The organism is Kitasatospora sp. NPDC056076 (assembly GCF_042266305.1).
Classification (GTDB): Bacteria; Actinomycetota; Actinomycetes; order Streptomycetales; family Streptomycetaceae; genus Kitasatospora.
In genome coordinates this window covers 24,359-40,675 of record NZ_JBHJWG010000005.1, presented here as the reverse complement: position 1 = coordinate 40,675, position 16,317 = coordinate 24,359, and the positions used below count along the sequence as shown (strand labels likewise).

Annotated in this window: 2 protein-coding genes; both read right to left on the bottom strand. The window is 73.0% G+C overall.

Annotation, left to right across the window (positions count from 1 at the left end; genetic code table 11):
• Positions 1 to 29: 29 nt before the first annotated feature.
• Complete coding sequence (locus ACFC1T_RS05900; protein ID WP_375884078.1) at positions 30 to 503, bottom strand: hypothetical protein; 474 nt, start codon at positions 501 to 503, stop codon at positions 30 to 32.
• A complete protein-coding gene (locus ACFC1T_RS05895) occupies positions 500 to 16,312 on the bottom strand; it encodes a toxin glutamine deamidase domain-containing protein (protein WP_375884075.1) in 15,813 nt (5,270 codons plus the stop codon). Before ACFC1T_RS05895 ends, ACFC1T_RS05900 begins: the two co-directional genes overlap by 4 nt.
• Between the last annotated feature and the right edge of the window lie 5 nt (positions 16,313 to 16,317).

The window sequence follows — 16,317 nt, the reverse complement described above, 5'->3', positions numbered from 1 at the left end:
GCCGCTGAGGCCGGGGGCCGTCGCGCTGCTCAACTGCCCTCGGAGACCTCCCACACCGTCTCCTGCCCGGCCGCCGGCGGGGCCAGCAGGAAGGCCGCCGCCCGCTCCTGGACGTCCGGCGCGAGCACCCCGGGCGCGCCGGACGCCGCATCGGACGCCGCGCCGGACATCGCGCCGGACGCCGCGAGTCGCTCGCGGACGTGGGCGAGCAGGCCCGCCTCCGGGGCGAGGCCGTAGTGGTGCAGGTAGTGGGTGACGGTGTCGGTCCAGATCCACCGGCCGTCGCAGCGGTAGTTCATCGGCACGCTGCCCGGGCGGTCCGGGGCGAGGACGTCGTCCATCAGCATCGGCGTCATCAGCACCGGCGTCGCCGCCTCCAGGTACCCGACCAGGGCCGCACGCTCCGCCGCGTCCTCGATGACCGGGTGGTCGTCGGCGAACGCCGGGCCGGTCAGCGGGTCGACGGCGTCGAACACCGCCGCGACGGTGAACTCCTGCGTCATTTCATCAGCTCCTGGAAGATCTGGTCGGCCAGCCCGGCGTCCGGGGGGCCTTGGCGGAACGGTACGGAACCGCGGATGTCGCCGTTCCGGGCGAAGTCCTTCGGGTCGTCGACCCCGAAGTAGTTCTCGGGGCGGGGCGCCGAGTCGCCGCCGGGCGGCAGGTACGGGCCGAGCTTGTGGACGACCGGGGTGAACGTGCCGTCCGTGGGCCGTTCGAACCGGTACCAGTTGCCCCCGGTACTGATCCCCGGGCGGCCGGTGGCGGTCATGCCCACCTTGTCCGCCACCACCAGGTAGCCGCGGGCCGACTCGTCGACGGTGCCGGTCTGGTCCACCTTCGGCACGAACCAGACGACGCCGTCACCGGCGTAGCCCGGGGCCGTGATCGACGGGTCCTTCCGCCACAGGGCCTCCATCACCTCCGCCGCGAAGCTGGCACCGACCCCGTACCCGAGGCGGCAGGCCACGAACTGGACGGGTTTCGTACCGTCCCAGTCTCCCGTCGTCTTCTGGGCGTGCAGGAGGTCCGCCACGGTGTCGGCCAGCACGGCGCCGCCCCGGTAGGTCGGGACGCCGTCCGAGGTGTGCATGGAGACGGTGAGGAAGCGGGTGTCGTGCGGGAACAGGCTGATCGCCGCCTGCATCTGCATCCGGCTCGCCAGGTCGATCGGCGCGCTGAGGCTGAGCACGGTCCGCCCGTGGTCGGCCGGGGCGTCGGGGTCGTCCGGCAGCCCGAGCTCGTGCCCGCTCGGGGTGCCCGGCGTCCCCGGGGTCAGCGGCAGGCCCGGCGTACCGGGCGTGTGCGGGGTGCCGGGCGTGTGCGGCGTTCCCGGGGTGCCCGGGAAGTACGAGCCGCCGCCGAGGCGCGGGGTGCGGGGCGTACCGGGGGCCGGCGCGGCGGACCAGGCCTTGGCCACCGCCTCCGAGGTGACCCGGGTGTGCGACTCCGGTTCCTTGAGCGACTCGACGAGCCTGATCAGCCGCAGGCGCTCCCCCGGTTCGACCTTCGCGGTCTGCTCGGCGCCCTTCAACTTCCGCACGTAGTCGTCCAGGTGGTCCTTCTCCACGACCGTGCCGGCTTTCAGGCCGAGTCCCTCGCGCACCACGTCGGTGACCCGGCGCATGGTCGTCAGCCGGGGGACGTCGAGCATCCTGGCGCCGCCGTGGATGTCGGCGGTCAGCCGGGCGACGTGCCAGGTCCGCAGGCCGATCTCCTTCTGGTCCTTCTCACTCGTGAACAGGAAGGTCCGGGCCGTGGACGGGAGGTGGTCGGCGTTCGGGACCCCGATCGCCAGTCCCAGGGCCCACAGGTTCTTGTGGTTCTCCAGCTCCCGTTCGCCGCTGAGCTGGGCCAGTTGCGCCCGCAGCTCGGCGTCGGTCGCGCGCAGGGCCGCCGAACGCGGCGTGCCGGGCTGGGTCGGCGAGGCGAAGGTGGTGGAGGAGGAGGCCTCCAGCGCGTCGATGTGCAGCTCGCCCTTGCGGCCGAGCCGGCGCTGGATGATCGTGTGCTTGGCGCCCGGGACGCCCAGCACCTCGTCCTCCTGGATCTGGACGGAGAAGACCGAGATGTCCTTGCCCGCGCCGTGGCCCTTGAGGGTCATGTTGACCATCGTCTTCTGCAGACCTGGGTAGGTCTTCCGGCCGTTCATGAACTTCTCGGCGGTGCCGTACCTGCGACTGGCGCTGGAGAAGTCCTTGTTCACGAGCTCCGAACCCCTGAAGACCGGCGAGAGGCCGGTGAACTTCTTGAAGGAGATCGACGCGGTGCCCCGGTAGACCCGGCCCTCGGCGCCGGGCAGTTGGTCCAGCGCCTCCTTGAGCATCCGGATGTGCTCGCGCATCTCGGCCTTGAGCCCCGGCAGGACCTGCGTCCTGACCAGCCCCGTCAACTGCTTGTAGTGCGCCGCCTCGTCGGCCTTCGAGGCGAAACCCAGCCGCCCGACCAGGTCGCGGATCGCCGGGTGACCGGCGAGCGACTGGGGGAGCTCGGTCCCCCGCAGCACGTGCTCGATCTGGATCAGCAGGACCCGGTCGAGCGAACCGCCGGGCCTCATCATCACGTTGATCAGCGGGAACGCCGGACCGGTGTACGCCGCCACGGCGTAGAAGTGGGCCGGGGTGAGCGACTCCAGCACCTCGGCCGGGGTCCTCCCGTTGACGTCGAGCCACTTCCTGACCCGCGCGACGTCGTCGCGGTCGTAGCCCGAGGGCTCCTTCCCCTCGGCCAGCAGCTCGAAGATCCGGCGCCGCTCGTCCAGGGTGTTCACGTGGAAGACGCCGGGCTCCCCGAAACCGCCGCCGGGCAGCGTCGCCCGCACCTTCGCCGCGTAGACCTGCTCGTGCGGCAGCATGTTCTCCGCATCGCCGAGCAGGCGGCGCACCTCCTTGAGCGGGATGCCCGGCAGGTTGCGGTACATCCCCTCCGCCGATTTCAGGGCCTTCGGGTTCAGCGGCAGCGTCGCGCCGACGGCGTCCACGCCCTTGAGGATCTCGTACACCGAGTGGTCGCTGACCGGCAGCATCCAACCGAACAGCGCCTTGACCATGTCGTCGGCGTGCGACGCGTCGATGCCGAGCAGCTTGAACGCCGTCATCATCTTGGCAGCCGTCGCCGAGACGCCGGCGACCACCCGCATGCCCTGCTCACCGTTCACCGAGCGGTACCACGCCGTGTCCTGGTTCAGCCGGTGGACCGCCTCGCCGGTGCGCCAGCTGAGCGGCTGGTCCGGCCCGATCTCCCCCGGCCGCAGCGGGTCGCCCTGATGCTCGACCAGCTTGATCACCCGGCCCTCGCCGGTCTCCGGGTCGGTCTCGACGTACACCCCGAGCACCCCGGCCTCCGCGCGGAGCGGGGCGAGGTCGTACTCACCGCTCGGCAGCAGGTGCAGGGACTCGGTCGGGACCTCCTCCGGCCGGATCCCGACCAGCTCCCAGGCCATCGGGTTGACCTTGAGGAACTCCATCTCCCGGCGGCTCAGTTGGAGCCCGAGCCGCTCCAGCTCGCGGGCCGTCGGAGCGGGCACCTCGTGCTCGGGGCGCGGCAGCCGGGACCGGATGCTGCTCACGTAGTCGACGCCGTCGGAGAGCCAGGTCTTCGACTGGGCGAACACGTTGCCGGTGGCGAAGACGTCCTTCTCGAACATCGTGGCGAACCCGGGCTTGGCCAGGCCGAGGCCGTCGTGCAGCGACTTGCGCAGCGGGCCGTCCAGGAACTCCGCCTGCTTCTTGAGCTCCGCCACGTTCAGGCCGAGCGCCCCCGCGCGGTCCCACTGCTTGTGCTCGACGATCGTGTTGAGCAGGGACTTGAGGTTCATCGGGGAGTCCTTGAAGAACACCCCGTTGAAGAAGGCCGTCATCACCTCGCGCAGGTTGCCGCTCGCGAGGAGCTGGTCGAACTGCCGCTCGGTGAGCGCCGTTCCGACCTGCCCCGCGGAGGTCGGGTCGTCCTTGAGCAGAGCGGCGAGGTGCTCGGCCGGCGACGCCTCCGGGAAGGCGTCCCTGATCACGTCCCGCAGCCGGCCCAGGGCGGTGGCCGCGGCCGCCTTCGCCCCGGGCAGCTCGTAGCAGTACTCCCCCAGTTTCTTCTCCAAGGAGGCCGTCGCGGCGGCGTACTCCGGCGTGCCGTACAGCAGCGGTTTGGGACCGAACGCGGTCGCGCCGGGGATCTCGTGCAGCACCTCCGGGCCGGGCGACCAGTGCAGGCCCTCCGGCAGCGCCTCGTGCGGGGCCGGGGCCGAGAGGTCGGACGGCAGGTGGGCGCCGAACTCCTCGACCTGCGGCGCGGGGTGGGGGTGCTCGCCGGACACGGCCTCCGGCTCCTCGCCCAGCGAGACCTTGAGCCACTTGCCGCCCGGCACGACGACCGGCAGGCCGTTGGCGTCGAAGCCCACGGCCTTGGCCACCACCAGATGACCCGGGCCCTCCGCCTCCACCGTGAACGGGCCGGTGGGCTTCGGCACGAACCACAGCTTGCCCTCGGGGACGTACGCCTCCAGCGGGCCCTTCACCTTCCCGCGCAGCGCGCGCAACACCTCACCCGCGTACGAGGACGCCCCGCCACTGCCGAACTCGCAGGCCGGGAACCGCAGCGGCTCGCCCTCCGCCCAGACACCGCGCTCGCGCAGCTCGGCCAGGACGCTCGCCAACTCCTCCGGGCCGACCCGCTCGCCGTGCCAGGTGGGGGCGCCGTCGGCCTGCTCGGTGTGGAAGGCGACGGAGAAGAAGCGCGGGTCCCGGGGGAAGCGGGAGACGGCGCCACCGGTCTCGTGCAGCTGCGCGGCCGGGCTGTCCGGATCGGCCAACCACCGTACGTCGGAGCCCTCGTGGGCGTTGACCAGGGCGTCCACCATCTCGTGCACCCGCTCGGGGCCGGGGCCCGGCTGAGGGTCGGGCTGCGGGTCGGGACGGTGCTCCGGCGCGACGGTCGGCTGCGGCTGCGGCTCGGGGTTGTGTTTCGGGTTGTGCTCCGGGTTGTGCTCCGGCCCGGGCTCGGGCTGCGGGTGGACCGTCGGGTCCGCCGCCGGGTGGTGCACCTCCAGTTCCTGCGGGGCGCCGTGGCGGCCCGCGTCGTCGAAGCTCACCAGCCGCACCACACCCGCGTGGTCGGCCAGCAGCAGATCGACGGGCGTCATCAGCATGTCCGCCGTGTGGCGCACCACCGCGAGCGGATCGGGGCCGAGCGCACCCTCCTCCGCCCGCAACACCAGCCGGAACGAACCCAGCTCCAGTGTGGACAGCTTCGGCATCAGCTTCTCCGCCAGAGCGTCCCCGGTCAGCGGGACTCCGTCGGAGAGGTCATGGACGTCGAAGCGCTCCGGGGTCCGCCCGTCGGCCGGCGGCTCGTACTGCACCGCCTCCCAGCGCGTCCCGGTGGCCGGGTGGTGCACCTCCAGTTCCTGCGGGGCGCCGTGGCGGCCCGCGTCGTCGAAGCTCACCAGCCGCACCGCGCCCGCGTGGTCGGCCAGCAGCAGATCGACGGGCGTCATCAGCATGTCCGCCGTCTGCCGCACCACGGCGAGCGGATCGGGGCCGAGCGCGCCCTCCTCCGCCCGCAGCACCAGCCGGAACGAGCCCAGCTCCAGCGAGGACAGCTTCGGCATCAACTTCTCCGCCAGGCCGTCGGCCGTCAACGGGGCACCGTCGGACAGGTCATGGACGTCGAAGCGCTCCGGGGTCCGCCCGTCCTCCGGGGGCTGGTACTGCACGGCGTCCCAGCGCACCGTCGGACCGCCGGGCGACGTGGGGGCGGGTGCCGGGGCGGGCTCCTCCTCGGCGAGGCCGCGCATCTTGCGCAGGTCGTCCGCGCTGAGCAGGTCGGTCGTGGTGACCGGCCGCATCCGGCTGCGGATGTTGTCCTCGGTGAGCGGCCGGCCCTCGGCGAGGTTGTCCCGCACGGCGTCCGCGACGGACCGCAGGTGCTCGGTGGTCATCCCCTCGCCGGGGGCGCCGGTCCCGTGCAGGTGGTGGGCATAGCTCGCGACGGCCGTCGGGGTCGGCACGCCGGGGAACTTCGCGGTCGCGAGGTCCGACAGGGTGCTGACGGTCCGCAGGGTCCGCACGCCCGGGGCGTCCAGCGAGGGCACGCCGTCGCCGTACAGCGAGCGCCCGAGCCGGACCAGGTCGAGCACCTGGTGGTGCCGGACGGCCGCGTCGCCGGGCGCCGTGCCGGCGGGCAGGCCGAGGGCGTCGCCGAGGCCGGTGACCAGGGTGTGGTCGGCGGGCCCGGCCGCGGTGTTGAACTCGTCGCCGACCGATCCGGCGGCGTACTTCTCGAACCGCTCCATGCCCTCGACCAGGTGGTCGGCGATCTCGTGCACGGTGTAGCCGCCGAGGAACAGCTCGAAGGAGTTGGTCAGCACGGCGGGCCTGAAACCGTTCTCCAGCAGGAACTTCTGCATCAGCACGCTGACGTTGACCCGGCTGTTGGCATCCGTGAACGGCTGCATCATCTGCAACGCCCGGGTCACCCTGCCGATCGCGACGAGCTTCGCGCGGTCGTCGGTGGCGGCCGCGACCTCCGTGTAGTAGCGGTCCAGGACGGCCTGGACGTGACCGGGCGCCTCGCCGTGCGCGTAGTTGATCGAGATCATGCCCTCGCCGCCGGGCCCGCGCTGGAACGCCACCAGCGGTGGCTTCATGTCCCGGAGGGGGCCGGACTTGACGGTGAAGTCCACCATCAGCGGACGGCCGTTGATCACGTCCTCGTGCAGGTCGGAGGCCATGGTGGTGCGGCCGGTGCCGCGCATCGTGGTGAGCAGGCCGTCCCGGCTGCCGGACCACACCGTGGCGACGTTCGAACCGGAGCCCTCGACCAGGTGGCGGGTGGCCAGGTCGTGCAGCCGCTCGTAGGCGTGGACGTCGACCACCGACCAGTCGCGGCCGCCACCGGGCGAACCGTCCAGCACCTCGCGGAACAGCTCGGTCATGCTCTGCCGGAAGCCGGGGTACTTGGTGCGGTCGAGGTGGTTCGCCGCGTCGGCGGGCGAGTGGGCCAGCGCCTCCTGGTGGACGTTGGCATCGATGAACAGCCGCCACCAGGACGACTCGGGGATCGCGTCCGAGAGCCTCGGGGCGGCCCGGACCGGCTCGGGCTCGGGTACGGGGACGTGCTCAGGCACCGGATCCGGCGTGGGGGCGAGGGAGTTGAACACGTCCTCGGCCGCCTTGCCGAGGCGGTCCGGCTCCGGCTGCGGCACGGGCTGCGGCTTCGGCTCCGGCTTCGGCTTCGGAGCGGGCGTGACCTCGGGTTCCGGCTGCGCCTCCGGCTTCGCCGCCGGGTACTTGGGCAGTGCCTCGCCCCCCGGCCGGTCCGCGCTGAACGCCAGGTAGTGGTCGCTCATCACCGTGGCGGCGGTGGTCTCCCGCTCGGGGATGTCGACGGTGATCGGGATGACGCCCTTCTCGACGACCTCCTTGTCGCCCTGGAAGAAGACGACCTCCACCTCCGCGAAGCCCTCGTACCGCGCCATCGGCGTGTTGAACTTCGCGTGCGAGACGACCTGGCCCGAGTCGCCGAGTGCCAGGCCCTCCCGGCTCCGGTGCGAGCCGCCGACGACGGCCTGGAACGTCGCCTCGGCGTCGCCGAGCTCCGTCTTGACGCCACCCTGGGCCTGGCCGCCCCAGAGCGACCAGTCCAGCCGGGTCTTCGTGGAGCTGGTGGAGGTCGCGTTGGAGGGGCTGAGCTCGACCTTGCCGTCGCTGCGGTCGTACTCCAGCTGCAGCACCTTGAGGTTGACCTTCACCCCGCCGTCCGACACCAGCAGCCGCCGCCCCGGCGAGGGGGTGCCGAGTTCCTCGCCGCGGGTGGCCGAGCCGAAGTGGCTGGAGAGCTGGGCGTGGTCGGCGGTGGTGCGGGCGAGGCTCTCCATCCGGTCCCAGGTGCGGGCGCCGAAGAACTCGCGGCCGCGCAGCCGCAGGATGTCCTGCACGCCGCCGCTGTCGCCGAGCCAGCGCATGACGTCAATGTCGCGCAGGCCCTCGTTCCAGACCCGGGCGGGCGGCGCCTTGACGGTCGTCTCGACCGGCGGCCCGCTGGGCGCGGGGGCCGGGGCGGGCGCGGTGCGGTGGTCCGGCGCCTCGAAGGCCGTGGCCTTCGGCCCCTTGGCCGGACGGCCCTCCCCCGCCTCCACCGAGGCCTCGAAGCCGACCTTGGCGGTGTCGACGGTGTGGATCGTCGTACCGAGCTTGCGCATCCCGCGCCAGGCCTGTCCGGCGGCCGACTTGACCTGCTCGAAGGCCGTCCCGGGCGCGTGGCCGCCGCCGGGCGGCACCAGCCGGTTCGGGTCGCCGAGCGGGAGCAGCGGGCGGCGTTCCATCCGGAAGTACAGCGTCGCCTCGCCGGTGTAACTGCTGCCGGCGAGCTTGGTCTTGGTGGCCGCGCCGGCGGTGCTGCGCTGGGCCTGGACGTCGAGCTGGTCGTGTCCCCGGGAGTGGGTGACCGAGCCGCCCGCGGTGACGGCCGGGCCGATCGGCAGCGGGTTGCTGGTGCCCTGGAGGGAGACGGTGACGGTGTTGCCGTTCCCCGCGCCGTAGCTGGTGACGCCGTCCGAGCTGGCGACGGTCTTCTGCACCTGGGTGCCGGTGTTGAACTCGGTCTGGGCCGTCTCGCCGGTGTGTTCCAGCCGGGAGACGGCGGCGGTGATCCGGACCGTGCTGCGGCCGTGCTTCACCACGATCTCGTGGCCGGCCGTCATCGACTTGAGCTGCGGCTGGAGCCTGGTGACGTCGAGTTCGGCGAGAAGCTTGCGCTTCATGCCGCCCCAGTCGGAGCCGAGCGCCTTGGCCCCGCGCCGGTCGAGGCCGGCCACGGCCGTCTCGCCGACCGAGCGGTGGTCCTCGACCGGGTTCCCGTGGGCGCCGCGCGGGCGCAGCGGGTGGACGTCGGTGACGACGTCGGAGGAGCCGAGGCGGTGGGTCCGCTCGATCCGGGCGGGCACGTCGAGCGGCTGCTTCGGCGGTGCGGGCTCGGTCTCGCCGTGTTTCGGGGCGTCGCGCAGCGGGACGGCGACGGTGGTGTGCACGGGCACGGTGAGGTCCGGTGCGGTGACCTGCTGGCCGAGCTTCCTCGACTCGATGTGGACGGTGAACTCGGCGGTGCCGCTGAACAGTCCGGCGGGCTCGACGGTCTTGCCCTTGCTGACGGTGGTGCCGGTGGTGTCGACGGCGGAGCCGTGCACGAAGTCGTTGCGGTGGGCGAGGTTGAGGCCGAGGTCGACGTAGGGCAGCTTGAAGCGGAGCGGGACCGAGACCGTGTCGCGGATGCGGCGGTCCTTGCTGGCGCCGGTCGTCGCCCGGGTCTGGGTGCCCAGCTCGAACTCGAACTTGTCCACCGTGTCGGTGTGCCGGAAGTCCTTGGCCAGACCGGCGGTGACGGTGACGGTGGTGTCCCAGCCGTGGAGGGAGACGTGTTCGGTGAGCCGGCCGCCGCGGGACAGCTTGGAGAGCTGCGGTTTGAGGGCGATCGGGTCGAACCGCCCCTTGATCTTCATCAGGACGTCGTCCGGGACGGACCCGAACTCCCGCCGGAGGGCGCGTTCGATGCCGTCCAGGACGGCGGTGTCGCCGTTGCCGAGGCTGTGGACGACGTCGGAGGCGCTCAGCGCGCCGCGGTCGGTGATCCGGCGCGGCGGGTCGTGCGGCTCGGCGGGGCCCTGGTGGGTGACCGGGGTGCCGGTGCCGGGGCCGGTGAAGCGGGCGTGGCCGTCCGGGCCGACGGTGTAGCGGCCGGTGTCCTTGGCGTCGAGGCTGATCTCGGCCCGGATCGGGACGGTGACCGTGTGCTCCTTGCCGTCGACGGTCAGCTTGACCTCGACGCCGATCCCGGCGTCGTAGATCTCCTGCGGGCGGGCGTACTTGCCGTTGGCGTAGACCTTGTGGGAGCTGCCGTCGCGCCAGCCGTCCCGGTCGCGGACCTGCCGGGAGTAGCCGCCGCCGACGTCCACCGAGGTCTTGCCGGGCAGCGGCGCGGTGCCGCCGCCCGCGAACTGGACGGACTTGGTGTCCGAGAGCAGGGTGCGGCCGGAGGTGAAGGAGGTGGTCTCGTCGACCGGGTTGAGTTCGGCCTTGGCGTTGGGCCGCTGGTACGCCAGCTCGGTGACGTGGGCGGTGGCGGACACCTTGACGCCGTGCCTGAGCAGGGCGGCGGCGGTCTGCTCGGGCAGTTCCAGCCGGGTGCCGCGGGTCATCGCGGTCAGGTGGGAGGCGACCAGGGGGTGGCTGAACAGCTGCTGGACGTCCTGCCGGACGTCCTTCCAGGCACCGCCGAGCACCTGCTGGCCGAGCTGGTCGACCTGGTGGTGCAGCGGGGCGACGGTGGGCAGGTCACGGACGGTGGCGGTGTCGCCGAAGCCGCCGCCGGTGCCGTCGGGGCGCCGCCAGACGGCGTCGGGCGGGCTGGGGACGGTGCTGCCGGGCTCGAACGCCTTCGTCCGGTGCGGCGGCGGGGCCTCGGTCGCGACGAAGAGGGTGGGGTCGCCGGTTCCGGTGTCCTGGACGCGGCGGGCCTCGGCCTCCTCGATCAGCGCCCGGAAGTCGACCGAGGTGGTCGCGGTGCCGCCGGCCTTCCCGAGCGGGGAGTCCTTCGCGAAGGTCAGGGTGAGTTCGGCCCGGCCGTCGTAGACCACGCCGGGGCCCTTGGTCTTGGTGGTGAGCAGCACCTCCTGGCTGCTGCCGGAGATCCGCACCCTGTCCTTGATCAGCTGGAGGCCGCCGCCACCGGAGCCGGTCGACTTGTCGACCGCGCTGCCGGAGACCACGCCGGGCAGCGGGAGTTGGAGGCCGTTCCCGTCCCCCTCCTGCTCGGTGCGGACGCGCTGGACGCCGGTGCCGACGTTGAACTCGGTCTGCGGGGTGTTCCCGTGCTGCCACATGGCCTTGACCGCGGCGGTGATCTCCACCGAGCCGGTCACCAGGCCGGTCCGGTCGACCACCTCGATCCGGGTGGGCTCGCCGGACATCATGCTCTTGAGGTCCTGCTGGAGCCGGGTGGTGTCCAGCTCCGCGGTGAGCTTGTCGCGCAGCGCCGGCCACAGGCCGCCGAGCACCTCCTCGGCGGTCTGCTCGACGCCGTCCAGGACCTCCTGCATCGGCTGCTCGGCGTCCGGGCGGCCGTGCCGGTGGGTGGAGACGTCCAGCACGATGTCGGAGCCGCCGAGCCGGTGGCCCTCCAGCACGCGCCGGGGCGGGGCGAACAGCTTCTCCTTCGCGAGCGGTACGGGCGCACCGTGGACGTCCAGGGTGTCGCGGACCGGGATGCCGACGGTGGCGCCGATGTCCAGCCGCCGCACCCGCTCGCCGGGCTCGGCCGGGACGGGCTCGCCGTGGTGGGTGAGTTCGGTGAAGTCGATCGCCAGGTGGAGCTTCCCGGCGAACAGGGCGCCCGGCTCGACGGTCTTGCCGCGCGCGATCGACCGGCCGACCTCGACCGTGCTGCTGCCCTTCACCGTGTCGTGCTGGTAGCCCAGGGTCTCGGTGACGTCGGCCTTGCCCGCCTTGACCTTGGCCTGGAGGGCCAGGTTGAGGCGGTCCAGGGTGTCGCCCTGGAGGCCCACGGAGGCGTGCCGGTCCGAGCCGTTCTCGAACTCGACGCTCTTCGCGGTCTCCTGGTGGACCAGGCCGTCCACGTCCACCCGGACGGAGATCCGGCCCTTCCACCCGTTGGTCTCGAACGGCGCCTCCCAGACGTCGCCCCGGGAGAGGGCGGTCAGCCGGGGGCGCAGCGCGGCCGGGTCGAAGAAGTCCTTGGCGACGGTACGGGCGGCGGGCAGGTCGTCGCGGAAGGCGTGCTCGAAGAGCTCGACGATCTGCTGGTGGACGGCGGTGTCGCCGTGGTGCAGGCCGACGACGAGGTCGGAGGCGGAGAGCCGGCGGTGGTGGGTGATCCGGGTCGGTGGCAGGCGCAGCTCGTCGGGACCGAGCGGCTTCGCCGGGGTGAAGGCGGGGTCCTGGAGGGCGTGACCCTCGCCGGACTCGGTGGAGAGGACGGACATGGCGAGCACCGACGCGGGCGGGGACTCCGGCGGGGAGGCCGGCGGGGCGGGGTGGAGCAGCGGGTCGTGCTCCGCCTCGGTGATGACGATGCTCGGCACCTCGGGGCGGCTCGGCTCGGGCTTCGGTTCGGGCTTGGGTTCGGGCTTGGGTTCGGGCTTGGGTTCGGGCTTGGGTTCGGGCTTCGGCTCGGGCTTCGGCTCGGGCTTCGGCTCCGGCCGGTCACCGACGCCCCCGCCCCCGCTGACGGTGCGCACGCCGTGCGGGACGGGCGGCAGCACCGGTCCGTCGTGCCCGGCCGGGCCCTTCGGCCCGGGGCTGCTCACCGTCGGTAGCGCCACCGGCGGGCGGCTGCCGTCGTAGTGGTCGGTGCCGTTGTAGTAGACGGTCACCGGGTGGCCGTCGGTCGGGCCGTACCGCAGGTACTCGGTGTGGCCGCCGAGCCCGTCCGGGCCGAGGATGCGCAGCCGCAGGCCGAGGGCGTCGGCCAGCAGCGGCGGGAACGTCTCGCCGTAGCCGAGCCACCAGGACCCCTCCCAGTTCCGGACGGCGTCCTGCAACCCCGCGAACTCCTCCGGGGAGAGCGGCGCGTCGGAGATCGTCCGGTGCCGGACCTGGAGGTCGGCGAGGCCCGCGTCGGAGAGGTCGTGCAGCCCGATCCGCTCCGGGCGGCCGAGCAGGAACTCGAACTGCTCCCGGGAGCCGACGGCGCCGTCCGCGAGGTTCCAGCCCACCTCCTGCTCGACCGTCGTCCGGTCCTCGCCCTGCGCGACCCGTTCGTCGATGTACTGCCGGCGCAGGTCGTGCGGGTCCGCCGCGGGCTCCTGTCCGTGGTCGCGCAGGTACGTCTCGGCGGCCCGCCGAGCGGCCGGGTCCTTGAACTTCCAGGGGACGGTGCGCTCCGCCTGTGCCGTGGCCGCCGCCAGGTCTCCGCCGGGGCCGGCGAGTTCCTTGGCGAGCGCGGTCACGTAGCGGTCGCGCAGCAGCGGCGCCGGGACGACCTCGTGGGTGTCGACGTCCGCGACGCCGAGGTCCCGCAGGCCGTCGAGCAGTTCGGGGCGGCTCCGCCCGGCCAGTTGCTCGCCCAGGTCCTTGGTCGCGGTCTTGCGGTAGCCGCGCACGACCTCGGGCGGCAGCTTCCCCGGGCCCTGCTTCGCCAGGTGGTCGGCGACGGCGCCGCGCATGGCCTCGGGCGTCATCGGGTGGTCCGGGCGGCTGACGGCGACCGAGTTGAGCAGGCAGAGGCCGTCGCCGTCGACCCGGACCCGTTCGCCCGGCGGCGCGAACGCCGTTTCCGGGCCGACCGGTCCGGGGCGTACCGGCGTGGGGTGCACCTCTTCGGGGCGTACCTCTTCAGGTCGTACCTCGTCGGGGCGCACCTCGTCGGGTGCGGAGTGCCCCGGGCCGTCGGTGCCGGTGAAGGCGTTCGCCGGGGTCGGGTGGGCCGACCGCTCGTCCGGGTGCTCGGCGGCGGAGTTGAACGGGCCTTCGCCGCGCAGCGGCCAGCCGTCGGCGTCGTGGGCGATGGCCCAGACCCGGGTGACGTCCTGGGGCAGCGGGCGGTCGCCCGGGGAGTGCAGGCCCTGCTGGGCGTCGACCCAGACCAGCCCCTCGCCGGGGACGTTGACCAGGTTCCAGGCGTGGCCGCGGCCGTCCCCGGTCCAGGCGAGGACGATCGCCGCCGAGCCGGGCCCGCCCGCGGCGACCCGCAGGGCCACCTCGTCGAGGGCCGCCCCGCCGAGGCCCAGGTACTCGGCGGGCTGCCCGGCCCAGTGCTGGAGGTCGCCGGCCGCGCCCGGGTGGGGCTCGGACAGGGTGGGCGCGACCTGGGGTTCGCCGCGGAAGGTGGAGTGGAAGGCCATCGCGGCCGCCACGCAGTTGACGTCGCCGAGCAGGCTGTGGTCGCCGTCGGGGTTGACCAGCTCGACGAACTCCCTCGGGTGGGCGAACTTCTTCGGTCCGTCCGGGCCGGTGACGGCCTGTTCGAGGGCGTGCCGGGCCGCCGGGCCGGGCTCGCGGTACCCGCCGTCGGAGAACTCGCGCAGGAAGGAGTCCAGCGGGCGCGGGGGCTCGTCCTGCCCGGTCCTGGGGCGCTTGGGGGGTTCGGGCGGCAGCGGGAGGTCGCTGCCGCCGTGGTCGGCCTCGTACTCGTCCCGGCCCCGGCGGCGGGGGGACGGCTGCGGTGTGGCGGTGGCCCCGGCGGTGGCGTGCCCGGCCCCGTCGACGCCGCCGACCGTCCGGCCCGGCCGCACCGGGCGGACCGGGTCGTCGGCCAGGGTGGTGCCGCTCCCACTGTCGTCCGTACGAACGGGCTTCGGCCGTCCGGCGGGGCCCTCGGCCGTACCGCCCTCGGTCCGGACGGGTACCGGTCGGTCGGGCTTCGTACCGCCCTCGTCCGGCCGGCCCTTCGCGGTGGTGGCGGCGCCGCCCCCGCCCGAGGTGGTCGGGACGGGCCTTGGCGCCGGGTCGGCGAACAGCGTCTCCAGGTCAGCGTGGCCGAAGGCCTTGGCGAACAGCGCGGCGTACTCGACGTCCGGTGCCCCGCCCAGCCCCCGGGAGTAGGCCAGGACGTGGCCCGCGTTGACCACCTCGTCGGTCGGCCCGCGCCGGGGGACCGGGAAGGGCGCGGCGTGCCCGGCGAGGTTGCTCGCCAGCGAGAACAGCGTCAGCGGGTGGTAGGCCGGGTAGTAGGCGCCCTTGCCGTCGTCCAGGGCCTTGGTCTGGATGTGCTCGATGTAGGAGGCCCAGGTGTGCCCGACCCCGCTGAGGTGGACGAGGTGGTGCACGCCCTTCCCGACCAGGCCCATCGCCAGGCCCGCCCCGAAGGTGTTGAAGCCGGTCGTGAACTGGTGCTTGTCGTCGAAGACCAGGTTGTACAGGCCCTCGGAGAGGTTGCCCTGTCCGGCCTCCACCAGCTGCTCGCCGAGCATGGCGCCCAGCCGGTAGAGCCGGTTCCCCTCGCCCAGGTGGGCGGCCAGGTTCGGCAGGTGGTCGGCCAGCGCGGAGATCCCGTGCTCTCCGAGGTCCGCACCGCCGTGGTCCAGGACGCCGCGCAGCACGGTGCTCAGCGAGTCGTTGGCGGCGCCGTGCTTGGTCCACCCGGCGACGAACGCCTCGGCGTACTCCTTGCCGAGGTTCCTGGCCGCGTCCTTGCCCAGCACGCCGCCGAGGTGCTTCTCGAAGCTGCCCGCGAGGTTCCCGGTGAACTTCTCGACGAGGGAGTCGGCGCCCCCCTTGCCGAAGCCCGCCTTGAGGAAGGGTTCGATGTGGTTCATCTCCTGGCCGATCGACTTCGCGAAGGCCTTCGCCTCCGCGTCGCCCAGGCCCGTGCCCGCGCTCTTGCCCGCGCCCTTGCCGAGGCCCTTGCCCGCGCCCTCGCCCAGGCCGTCCCCGACGCCCTTGCCGAGCCCCTTCCCGAGGCCCTTGCCCACGCCCTCCCCGACACCGTCCCCGAGGCCCTTGCCGAGCGCCTTGGCCCCGGCCTTCTCCAGGTCGGCGAGCGCCGTGCCGCCCACGTGCTTGGTCGCCGTGTCCAGGAGGTGCTTGAGCGCCTCCTGGTCCCCGCTCTTGAGGACCGTCTCCAGTTCCTTGGCGAGCACCGACCCGCCGCTCTTGCCGACCAGACTGCCGATCAGCTTGCCGAGGCCCATCCCGAGCACGCTGACCGGGCCGGAGATCAGTCCGCCGACGAAGCCGTTCAGCACGCTCTGCTTGAACGCGTCCAGGTCGTAGCTGTGCCGGTCGCCGTCGGCCATCTGGATGCCCTGGATGATCGAGTCCATCAGCGCGCCCTTCACCAGGCCGGTGAAGGTGTGCATCAGGATCGTCTTGACCAGGTACTTCAACAGCAGCGTCAGCGCTTCGCGGGTGAAGAAGTACTTGAGCGACAGCCCGGCGAAGTCGGCGCCGAACGTGAACGGCGCCCAGAAGGTGGCCATGGCGATCTCGAAGAGCAGGTCGACGAGTTGGGCGATCGCCATCCACTTGGTGTACTCGACCTGGTTGGCGACGTCCCCCGCGCAGTCGGCGAGCGCCTGGGCGGTGTCGGCGGCCGCCGAGACGTAGTCGGATCCGCCGCCGACACCGATGAACTGGTTCATCGCCAGGCTGAACTGCTGGGCGGCCTGCCCCTCGAACTCCTGCCGGGCCTTGACCGCGACCGTGGCGATCAGCCGGCGCAGATCCGGCAGGTCCTTGGCAAGCTGCTCGTACGCGTCGCGGATCTCCCGCATGTCGCCCTCGTTCGCGGCCGGCCAGGGCGAGCCCGAGACCACACCGAAGAAGTCGGCGAGCCTGGGGCCGGGGTCGATCGACGAGTACGACAAGGGGG